This window comes from Corallococcus sp. CA053C, assembly GCF_003611675.1.
Lineage (GTDB): Bacteria > Myxococcota > Myxococcia > Myxococcales > Myxococcaceae > Corallococcus.
Genome location: NZ_RAWA01000355.1, coordinates 1 through 10,331 on the forward strand (window position 1 = coordinate 1; position 10,331 = coordinate 10,331).

Annotated in this window: 5 protein-coding genes; 1 reads left to right on the forward strand and 4 read right to left on the reverse strand. The window is 71.2% G+C overall.

Annotation, left to right across the window (positions count from 1 at the left end; genetic code table 11):
* Nucleotides 1-132 precede the first annotated feature (132 nt).
* Nucleotides 133-1,605 (forward strand): isoaspartyl peptidase/L-asparaginase family protein, encoded by a 1,473-nt coding sequence (locus D7V97_RS46165; protein WP_233583380.1) that lies wholly within the window; start codon nt 133-135, stop codon nt 1,603-1,605.
* Between the two features lie 43 nt (nt 1,606-1,648).
* Here D7V97_RS46165 and D7V97_RS33180 read toward each other — a convergent pair whose 3' ends face one another.
* The 4 genes from D7V97_RS33180 to D7V97_RS33195 all read right to left on the reverse strand — a co-directional run bounded on the left by D7V97_RS33180 (nt 1,649) and on the right by D7V97_RS33195 (nt 9,919).
* Complete coding sequence (locus tag D7V97_RS33180) at nt 1,649-3,358, reverse strand: glycoside hydrolase family 71/99-like protein (protein WP_120614626.1); 1,710 nt, start codon at nt 3,356-3,358, stop codon at nt 1,649-1,651.
* 106 nt (nt 3,359-3,464) lie between these two features.
* Entirely contained in the window at nt 3,465-7,238 is a 3,774-nt protein-coding gene (locus D7V97_RS33185) for a tetratricopeptide repeat protein (RefSeq protein WP_120614627.1), read from the reverse strand.
* A gap of 92 nt (nt 7,239-7,330) precedes the next feature.
* Nucleotides 7,331-9,217: a serine/threonine-protein kinase gene (locus D7V97_RS33190; protein WP_120614628.1), complete on the reverse strand. Its 1,887-nt coding sequence runs from the start codon at nt 9,215-9,217 to the stop codon at nt 7,331-7,333.
* A gap of 117 nt (nt 9,218-9,334) precedes the next feature.
* The gene (locus D7V97_RS33195) at nt 9,335-9,919 is read right to left on the reverse strand and encodes a GAF domain-containing protein (RefSeq protein WP_120614629.1); all 585 of its coding nucleotides are present in this window, start codon (nt 9,917-9,919) and stop codon (nt 9,335-9,337) included.
* Between the last annotated feature and the right edge of the window lie 412 nt (nt 9,920-10,331).

Consider the following 10,331-nt stretch of genomic DNA (forward strand, 5'->3'; position numbering starts at 1 on the left):
ACCGGGCAGACAGGGGCTCGGGGCTCCGGTGGTGCGACAGTGCCCGGGCCGTTGGTGCACCGCGGCATGCGTCGGTCCTGGACAGGCCCCGGGCGAAGGGCTTTAGGACAGGGCCTCTCTGGAGGTCACGGCATGTTCCCCTCGTTCTCCCCTTGGCTGCACCGGAGCCTGCTGGCGGGCACCGCGCTGCTGCTGGCGCCGCTGGGCTGTGCCACGTCGACCCAGTCGGCCGCGCGTGACGAGGCCATCCTGCGCATGGATGCGCCGCCCCAGGTGAAGCCGAAGTGGGGGCTGGTCATCCACGGCGGCGCGGGCGTGATTTCGCGCGAGAACCTGTCCCCGGAGCGCGAGGCGGCGATGCGCGCCGTGCTCACCCAGGCGCTCCAGGCGGGCCACGCGGTGCTGGCGAAGGGAGGCAAGAGCCTGGACGCGGTGACGGCCGCCATCCACGTGCTGGAGGACTCGCCGTACTTCAACGCCGGCAAGGGCGCGGTGTTCAACCACGACGGCGTGAACGAACTGGACGCGGCCGTGATGGACGGCAAGACGCGCGCGGCCGGAGCGGTGGCCGGCGTGCGCCACATCCAGAACCCCATCGACCTGGCGCGGCTGGTGATGGAGAAGTCCCCCCACGTGATGATGGTGGGGGACGGCGCGGAGGCGTTCGCGCAGTCGCAGGGCATGCCCCTGGTGGACGCGAAGTACTTCTACACGGAGGAGCGCTGGCAGGGGCTCCAGCGGGCCCTGGCGGAGGAGAAGGCGAAGACCGCTCAGCCCGCGACGCCGGCCACTCCGCCCGCGACGCCCGAGCAGCAGCAGCCCGTGACGCCGGGAACACCGGCTGCTCCGCCCATGACGCCGGGAACGCAGGCCGCTCCTCCCGTCGCTCCGGGAACACAGGCTGCTCCTCCCGCGACACCGGGAAAGCAGGCCGCTCCGCCCGCCGCTCCGGGCACATCGGCCACTCCGCCCGTGACGCCGGGAACACCGGCTGCTCCTCCCGCAACGCCGGGAAAGCAGTCCGCTCCGCCCACCGCTCCAGGAACACAGGCCGCTCCTCCCGCGAAGCCGGGCACACCGGCCACTCCTCCCACGACGCCGGGAACACCGGCCGCTCCTCCCGCGAAGCCGGGAACACAGGCCGCCGCGCCGCTGACGCCGGGCGTGGATCCGATTACGGGGGACCACAAGTTCGGCACCGTGGGCGCGGTGGCCCTGGACCAGGAGGGCCACCTCGCGGCGGGCACGTCCACGGGAGGCATGACGAACAAGCGCTTCGGCCGGGTGGGGGACTCGCCCATCATCGGCGCGGGCACCTATGCGGACGAGCGCTGCGCGGTGTCCGCCACCGGCCACGGTGAGTTCTTCATCCGCTACACGGTGGCGCGCGACATCTGCGCCCGCGTGGAATACCAGGACCTGCCCCTGCCGGAGGCCGCCAACTTCGTCATCCACGACGTGCTGGTGAAGGCGGGCGGCGAGGGCGGCGTCATCGCCATGGACCGCGAGGGCCACGTGGCCATGCCCTTCAACTCCAGCGGCATGTACCGCGGCTACATCGGCGAGGACGGCACGCCGACCGTCGCCATCTTCCAGCAACCGTGAAGGAGCACCCGGGCCCGCGAGGCCCGGGCACCACCCTCGCGCGCTACAGCTTGATCACCGACACGTCATCCATGTGGATGAAGTTGGCGGTGTTGCCGGTGAGGGCCCGCGTGTGGAAGCCGAACTCCAGGAAGCCGCCCGTCACGGACACGGCGGGCGTCTCCACCTGGGTCCAGTCGCCGTACGTGCCCAGCGCGTTGAACGCGAACGTGCACTCGACGCACGCCTTCACCTGGAAGCGCGCCATGTCGAACGTGCCGCCCTTCCGCACCCACGCGCGGACCTTGTAGTTGCCCGGCGCCAGTCCGGAGAGGGCCTGGTACGTCCACGTCTCGAACGGCGCGCCGCTCCAATGCGTGAGGTGGTTCGCGCTCGCGTGACCGCCGTTGTACGTCTCCGTGAAGGCCGCGCCGGAGGTGCCGTTGGGCGTCCACGTCGTCCAGCCGCTCATGCCGGACTCGAAGCCACCGTTGGTGACGGAGGGGCCACTGCCCGTGCCGCCGCCGTTGAGGATGTTGCGAGCCTGGGTGACATCCAGCGCAGCCAGCGCGGAGGCGGCCTGGGCGAGCTGCGCCTGCCGGGTCGCGTCGCCCGCGAACTGCTTGCGCTGCTGGAACAGGGTGTGGATGAGCTCCAGCTCGCTCTGCGAATACGGCACGCCCAGCTTCTGCTGGAGCGACGTGAGGAAGCCGTAGCCGAACTCGCGCGTGGGTTCGATCATCGTCCCCTCGCCGTAGTCGTTCCACGTGTTGAGCTGGAAGTGATTGATGCTGGTCGCGTTCTTCGCCAGGTCCAGCGTCTGGTTGAAGGCGGTGAGGCCGTTGTGGGCGATCTCCCACGTGGGCCCGCCCCAGCCGCCCGCCGTGTAGAACGACCGGAAGCCCGGGTACACGGAGCCGAACTTCAGGGGCGAAGGCCGGGTGTTGTAGAAGCTCGTGAGCCCGTTGATGAAGTCCGGGTAGATCCACGCGAACTCACCCTTCGCGTTGGCCCCCGCTTCGCCGGACTCGTACCAGAGCGTCAGGAAGGTCGGCTTCTGGCTCAGCGGCGAGAAGACGTTCGTCCAGTCCCCCGCGGACTGGAACGTCTGCGGCCCGAAGACGAGCAGCAGCGGCGCGTTGTCCACCTTGATGTAGTTGGACTGGTTGAAGTACCGGTCGCGCAGGTACGTCATGTCATTGCGCCCGGCGCCTGGTTTGTCGGTGATGGCGCCCGCGTCGTACGCGAGCTGGACGTTGTGGTCCTCGTACACCACCGCGAAGTCCAGCCCCACCGCCGCCGTCTGCGCGATGATGGCCTCGGTGTTGGCGCGGTTCTTCGGATAGTCGAACGCGTTGAGGGTGCCCGGCCAGTCGATGAGCACCCCGTCCACGCCTGCGTACTTCATCATCATCAGCTGGTACTCGATGACGTCCCGGTCCCCGGAGCCGTATGGCCCGATGAGCGGGTAGTAGTACGACGCAATCTGCCGCCGCCCGGATCCGTCCACCACGTCCGGGTTCTGGTTGGCCATGGTCCAGTGGATGCCCCACGCGCCGTTGCCCGACGTTGCCCGCGTCTCGAACCACGGCATCAGGTGGACGTAGACCTTCTTGCCCACCGTCTTGGTCACCTTCACCGCCGCGCCCGCGCGCTGCGTCTCCAGCTCCGGCCCCACCGCGCCGTCCGAAGGGGACGCCGGCGTGCCACAGCCCGCGCCCATCAGCCCCAAGAGCGCGCACGCCCCGAGCGAAATCCAATCATGAGGTCTCATGTGAAAAGGCTCCTGGCCGGAGGAAACACCCCGGTCAGGAGCCCGTTAACACAAGACGCCATCAGCCAGGAATCACTGTATTCCTGGAAGGTCCTGCCACCCGTCGCTACGGCTTCACGAGGAACAGCTCGCGCACCTGGAGCAGGTCCACGTCCCCGGCGAAGGCGGCGAACTTCTCGTACTGCGCGGGGGTGACGCGGGCGCGGGGCAGGAGCAGGGACTCGGAGACGGTGAGCGCGCGGCCGTCCTGCTTCTCCGCGCGGGTGTAGTGGCCGAACTCGCTGTCCACCTTCAGGCCCGCCTGCGGATCACTGAGCTTCCAGCCCTGGGGCATGGTGAGGGTGACGCTGGTGCGGCTGGCCTCCGTGTCGTCGATGTAGAGCGGCGTCGAGCGTGAGCTCACCTGCACGTAGCGCCGGCCCAGGAGCGCGGGGAAGGTGAGCGGACCCAGGGCCATGCGGTTGTCGCCCTCCATGCGCCCGAAGCGGGGCACGGTGAACGTGTAGCGCAGCACGAACGGGGCGCCCACCTCCTGCGCGTGCTCCAGCTTCACGGACGACAGCTCCGCGCCGGCGAAGTAGCGCGACACCGCGCCCTGGAGCGCCTGGTTGCGGTTCTCCGCGGAGAGCTGATCAAAGGCGTCGGCGATCTGCGCGGCGTCGAAGCCGGAGTAGGTCTCCTCGCCCTGGCCGCTGAGCTTGCCGTCGGTGCCAATCTCCAGCGTGAGCTTCACGTCCTTGCCCGCGCGCGGCTTGAGCGCGGGCGTCTTCACCTTCTCCAGCGGCTTGCCGGGCTCCGGCAGCAGGTACGCCTCGCGCTCGCCCATGGCCGCCTCGGGCAGTTCGCCGAAGGGGCCGAAGCGCACGGACGTGTCCACCCATACCGGAGCCTCCCCTGGCACCTCCACGCGCAGGGCCGCGTAGGGCAGGAGCGCGTCCGCCGGGAAGAGGTAGGGCGCGGGGTCGGTGTTGAAGGTGCGCACCGCCGCCACGCGCGACGGGATGCCCAGCGCCTCCAGGCCCGCCTTCATCACGGACAGGCGGCTGCCCCGGTCCTGCGCGACGGTGGAGGCCGCGGACTGCGCGAGGCTCGCGTCCCTTCCGGAGAAGCGCTTCATCACCGTGGCGTGCAGCGCCTTCACGGCGTCCAGGCCCTTCTTGCCTTCGGTGGCCTCGCGCGCGAACGCCTCCACCTCCGCGGTGCGCATCCACCGGTCCTGGAACGCGTCGCCGTACACGCGCGCCAGACCGTCGTTGCCCGTGTCGCCCGCGCCCACCATCACGAAGGGCAGGTACTCGTTGCCCGTGGGCGGCGCGTCCGGCTCCGGGATGAACGGCGGCACCCGGCGCGCGTCGTAGTGGAACACCTCCACGTCGCCCTTCACCTCCGGGGGCGGCGCCTTCATGCCGTGCGCGTCCACCTTCATGCCGCTGCCCTTGGGCGCGACGACGGTGTACGTGCTCCACGCGTTGGGCTGGTTGGCGATCTGGAAGTAGAAGGCGGACGCGGTGAAGCCCGGCTGCGCGGGGCCTCGCTCGCCCTCGGCCAGCAGGTACTCCACCTCCACGGAGTCCCCCACCTGCACGCCGGGGAGGCTCACGGTGTCCTTGCCCTCGAAGTTCTCCGGCTCCAGCACGCGACCGTCGGCCTTGAGCGTGCGCAGCGCCAGCACCTGCGCGCCGCGAGGGATGTTTACCTCCGCGATGTCCTGCACGCCCGACTGCTCCAGCGCCTTCTGGATGGTGTGGATGCGGTTGACGAGCGACCCGTCCGGGAACGCCTGCACCGCCGCCGCGTCCAGCACGTACGCCGCCGGGCTGCCGCCGGTGATGGGCGCCGCCTCATAGGCCTTCAGCGCTTCCTTCCCGTCGATGGCGTACGCCGCCAGCAGCTCCTTGCCCGTCTTCGCGCGCTCCACCGCGCGGCGCAGGGCCAGGTCGCTGCCGTCCAGCTTCAATGCCTGCTCGCGCAGCTTCAGCGCCTCCGCGCCCTGGCCCGCGTACTCGCGCACGTCCGCCAGTCGCTTGAGGAGCTCCGTGTTGCGCGGCCACACGGTCGCGAGCGACTGGAGCACCTTCGCCGCGTCGTCGTAGCGGCGCAGGCTGACGTAGGCGGTGGCCAGCGCCGCGGCGGCGTTGAGGTTGTTGGGGTCCTGCGCGAGCAGCTGCGCGGAGCCCTTCGCCGCGCCCTCCATGTCCCCCCGCGTGCGCAGGTGGTCCACCTTGCGCGCCTCCGCGCCGGGGCAGCCGTCCTGGGCCTTGAGCAGGTCGTCGCTGCGCGCCATCGCGTCCCGGCGCCGCGCCAGCGAGTACTGCAACCCCAGCGCCTCACACAGCCCTGGCTGGGCCTCCAGCGCTGACGCGAGCGACGTCTCCGCCAGCGCGTCCACGTCCAGCGCGAGCGCCGCGCGGGCCAGCAGCAGGTGCACCGGGAAGCCCGCGGGCTTCACCGCGTCGCGCGCCGTCTTCAGCGTGTCCAGCGCGGTGGCCGGCTGGCCGTCGTCCAGGAAGAGGTCCGCGCGCAGCAGCAGCGCGGACACGTTGCCCGGGTCCTTCGCCAGCGCCGCTTCCAAATCTCGCGTGGCCCGGCCGCGCGCCACCTTGGAGGGGATGGTGCGGTCCTGCGCGGCCTGCTCCGCGCGCAGGGTCAGCACCGCGGGCGTCGTGGCGGGCAGCTTCTCCATCAGCCGCCGCGTGCCGTCCAGGTCGCGCGACAGGCCGTCGCGCACCGCGAGGTACGCGCCCAGCAGCTCGCCGGCCTCGGACTGGAGCGCCTGGGCCAGATCCTCCGCGCTCGGGTACACGGAAGAGGCCTCGGCTTCATCCAGCGTGGCGTTCCAGGCAGGCGCGGGGCCGGTGGCGGCGGTGAGGCGCACCTGCGACGCCGTCCCGTCCGCCTTGAGCAGCGCGAAGGTGAGGCCGCCCATGGAGTTGTCACGGGACAGCTTCACCACGAAGCGGTGCTTGCCCGCGGGCAGCTCCAGCGCCCGGGCGGACACGGTGGACGCGGTGCGCGCCCAGTCGCGGCGGTCCAGCACTGGCGCGCCGTCCATCAGCACGCGGTGCGACGTCTGGCTCACCGTGCGCAGCACGTACACGCCCGCTTCGGCCACCTCCGCGTCGATGCCCAGCACGTACATGTCCCCGTGGCCGGGCTCGCCGCCCAGGTCCAGGCGTCCGTCCGGCGAGCGCAGCGTGCGCGCGTTCAGCGCACCGAACGCGCCCGTGAAGGGGCCCGCGAACGAGCCGTCCTTCTCCGGGGCCAGGGGCTCGTCGATGGCGAGCACGTGGAAGGGCGAGAAGGGGCCCACGAGCGTGGCCTCGCCCGCGCCGCCCAGGTCCTTGAGCGCCTGCGCCTGGCCCGCCGTGTCCGCGCGGAGGCTGGCCACCGCGAGCCGGGCGGCGCGCAGCAGGTAGGCCGTCTCACCCTGGGCGCCCGCGGCGAGCGCGGCGTCCACGCCCTTGAGCAGCGCGTCGTCCTCCGCGCGCGAGGTGCCCACGCGGTCCAGCACGTAGCGGGCGGCGATGGCGGCCAGCGGGTGGCGGGGCGCGCGCTTCACCAGCTCCAGCGACGCCGCGAGCGCGCGGTCGGACTGGCCCTTGCGCCGGGCGAGCAGCGCCTGTCCCTCCAGGGCGTAGGGGTCGCCCGGGTCCTTCTGCACGGCGGCGTCGAAGCGCTGCTGGGCAAGGCCCACGTCCCCCGCGACGAGGTACGCGTGGAAGCCCGCGAACGCGAGCGTGCGCGCCTCCGCGTCACCCTGTCCGGCGCGCTCGGCGGCGGACTCGAGCACGTGGGGCGCGACGACGGAGGACGGTCGGGGGCAACCGGAGAGGCCAGCGACGAGGGCGAGCGCGGTCAGGCCGCGACGGAAGGTGCGCATACGCATAGGGGGGCTGAGGGATAATGCAATCCCCCCGGCGTGGCCATATTCCCCTTGCGGTGCGTGTCCGGAGACGGCTTCCGGCTGTTGCCCTAGCGGCGCTTCGTGGGCTTGGCGGGGGCCGCCTTGACCGGCTGGCGCTTGGGCGGGGGCGGCGGCGGCACCCGCTTGGGCGGCACCACGGCCTTGACGGGCGTCGCGGAGGCCACCGTGCGCGGCGGCTGCTGCGGCGGGGCCACCACCACGGGCGTGGCCGGCGTGGTCCCCGGGGGCGCGGGGCGGTCCACGACGTAGGTGAACCCCTCGGCGCTACAGGTCCCCTCGATGCAGCCGAAGGCCGGCTGGGGGGGCTCACCGAACTGGGCCTGCCAGTCCGGGCCCAGGTTCAGCGGCTCCGCGATGGGCCGCTGGTCCTTGCCCTGGCCGAGGAAGGCCTGCAGCACGCCCTCCTCGGTGATGAACATCTCCAGCCGGGCCTCGCCCTCCGGGGCCGCGAGCCCCAGCATGCTGCCGCTGCGCTCGCCCAGTCCCCACTCCAGGGCCAGCGGCGCGCCGGCGCCACGATGCACCAGCGCGACGTAGCGGCTGTTCCGGCCCGTCAGCAGCAGCGCGGCTACGGGATCCGGCGGCGGGCCATTCAGCATTTCCATCAGGCGGCGCTTCACCGTGGGCGGAGGCGCGTCGGCGCGCACGCGCGCGGTCAGCCGCGCGACGCCCCCCACCAGCCCCAACACGTCCGCGCGCATGCGACCCACGCGCGACTTGGTGTCCTCCGACTTGGTGTCCTCCAGGGGCGGGAAGACGAGGGCCTTGTTCTCGAAGACAGCAGGCCTGCCGGCCACCACCATCTTCAGCGCATCCGGTCCTTCGCCTGCGACCACGCGTTGCTTGTCCGGGGTGACGTCCTCCTTGCGCCCGGGAGCAGGCTGGCTCTGTTCCGCGCCCAGGTCTCCCAGGATGACCTCGCCCGGGGACGCCAGCGGCTTGTGGACCTTCCCACTGAGGTTCCACGCCACGCCCAGCACGACCAGCGCCGCCAACACCACCAGCGTCGCGGCCGTCCGCACCACCACGCTCGCCGCATGGCGCACCTTCTGCTTCGCCCGCTGCCAGCGCGTCAGCCGCAGGGGCGGCATGGACAGCAGGCTGCCGGGAACCAGCGGCTCCAGCTCCGCGATGAGCGCGCCCACGGACTGGTAGCGGTCATCCGGATCCGGCTTGAGGCACCGCATCACGATGGCGTCCACCCGCGGATCCAGGCCCGCGCGCTTGCGCGACGGCGGATCGAAGGTGCCCAGCGGCACCTCGCCAGTGAAGGTCTCGTAGAGGATGACGCCCAGGGAGAAGATGTCCGCCCGCGCGTCCGCGCTCTTGGCGTCCACGCGCTGCTCCGGCGCCATGTACGAGATGGTGCCCATGGACACGTGCGTGGACGTGAGCGCGTAGCGCGACGCCGCCTGCGCGTCGTCCAGGAAGGACGCCAGCCCGAAGTCCGACACCTTCGCGATGCCGCCGGCCTGCTGATCCAGCAGGATGTTCTCCGGCTTCAGGTCGCGGTGGATGACGCCCCGGCCGTGCGCGTACTCGATGGCCCGGCAGATCTCGAGCATCCGCCGCAAGAGCACCGGCGTGTCCTGCTGCGGGCTGCGCATGAGCTCGCGCAGGGACGGCCCGTCCACGAACTCCATCACCAGGTAATAGGTGCTGTCCGTCTTCCCCTTGTCGACGATGGCGACGACGTGGGGGTGGCTCAAGGTCGCCAGCGCGGCGGCTTCCTTCTGGAAGCGGGCGATGAACGACGGGTCCTTGGCCAGCTCCGTGTTGAGCAGCTTTATCGCGACCGTGCGGCCGAGGGAGAGCTGGGTGGCCTTGTGGACCTCCCCCATGCCTCCGGCACCGACGAGCTTCTCCAGGCGGTAACCGCTGATGTGGTCAGGGGTCCGGGCACGGCTGATGGCGGTAGGCTCAATCGAGGACATGGGCAGGGCGCAGGCGAGCGAGGGTAACAGAAACGGGGCGTCGCGTTACCGCCCCGATCATCCCTGTTCCAACCTCCCCGTCCGCAAAGCGGCCGGGCGGCCCTGACCCAGGTGGGCTCAGGTATCCCCGGAGGCCGGGCGCATCACGCTGGTGAGGTTGGTGCGCACCTGCGACAGCGAGGAGCGCATGGTCGCGTGCCGCACCGACGCGCCAATGGCCCGCGCCAGCGACTTGAGCAGGGACACCTCTTCCGGGCGCCACACGCGCGCCTGGTGGCAGTCCTCGAACGCCACGTACCCCCACCACTGCTTGGCCGGGATGATGGGGCAGAGCAGGACGGACTGGACGCCCTGGCGCTCCAGCAGCTCGCGCATCAGCGGCGGCGCCTCGCGGGAGGCACAGGACACCACCATCCCCGCCTCCAGCATGTCCATCCACGCCATCGCGTAGTCGCGCAGCGCCAGCGAGCGCAGCATGGGGTGCGCGTAGGGGGACGCCACCCCCGGCTCCGCCCACGCGTGGCGCAGGTCGGTGATGAACCGGCCCGCCAGGTTCGTGGTGCGGTTCTCGAAGATGCAGGCGCGATCCACCTTCAGGGTCCGGGCCACCATGCCCAGGGACTCGCCGCCCGTCGCCGCGCACAGACCCTTGTCCAGCAGCAACCGGGACGCTTCGGACACCTTCGTGAACGCTTCCACCATGACCGTCTCGCTTGAAGGGGGGGAGGGGGACGCCCCTTCTTGTCGTGGATGAACAGGCATCCACCTAATGCGTATTAAGCAGGATTCTTCCCTGCCTGTCAAATGGTGGCTCCGCTGAAATTCCAAGAAGACGGGGTGGATGGAGCGTCCGGTCCTGAAACGACAACAGGGGCGCCCCGGGAAGAGGGCGCCCCTGTCGGGCACTCGGTCCTGTCCGCCCCTTGGAGATGACGGGCAGGTGGTGCGGCGGCGGAACTACTCCGCGGCCTTCTCGGTGGTGGCCTTCTTCTCGGTGGTGGTCTTCTTGGAGGCCTTCTTGCCGGCCGCCTTGGTCTCCGTCTTGGTCTCGGTCTTCGCCTCGGTCTTCACTTCACCGGTCGCGGGAGCGGGGGCAGCGGCCTCGGTCTTCGCC

Bases quoted from the DNA above. Each gene is read 5' to 3' on its own strand.
- D7V97_RS46165 (WP_233583380.1), top strand. From the start codon at position 133: ATGTTCCCCTCGTTCTCCCCTTGGCTGCACCGGAGCCTGCTGGCGGGC.
- D7V97_RS33180 (WP_120614626.1), bottom strand. From the start codon at position 3,358: ATGAGACCTCATGATTGGATTTCGCTCGGGGCGTGCGCGCTCTTGGGG.
- D7V97_RS33185 (WP_120614627.1), bottom strand. From the start codon at position 7,238: ATGCGCACCTTCCGTCGCGGCCTGACCGCGCTCGCCCTCGTCGCTGGC.
- D7V97_RS33190 (WP_120614628.1), bottom strand. From the start codon at position 9,217: ATGTCCTCGATTGAGCCTACCGCCATCAGCCGTGCCCGGACCCCTGAC.
- D7V97_RS33195 (WP_120614629.1), bottom strand. From the start codon at position 9,919: ATGGTGGAAGCGTTCACGAAGGTGTCCGAAGCGTCCCGGTTGCTGCTG.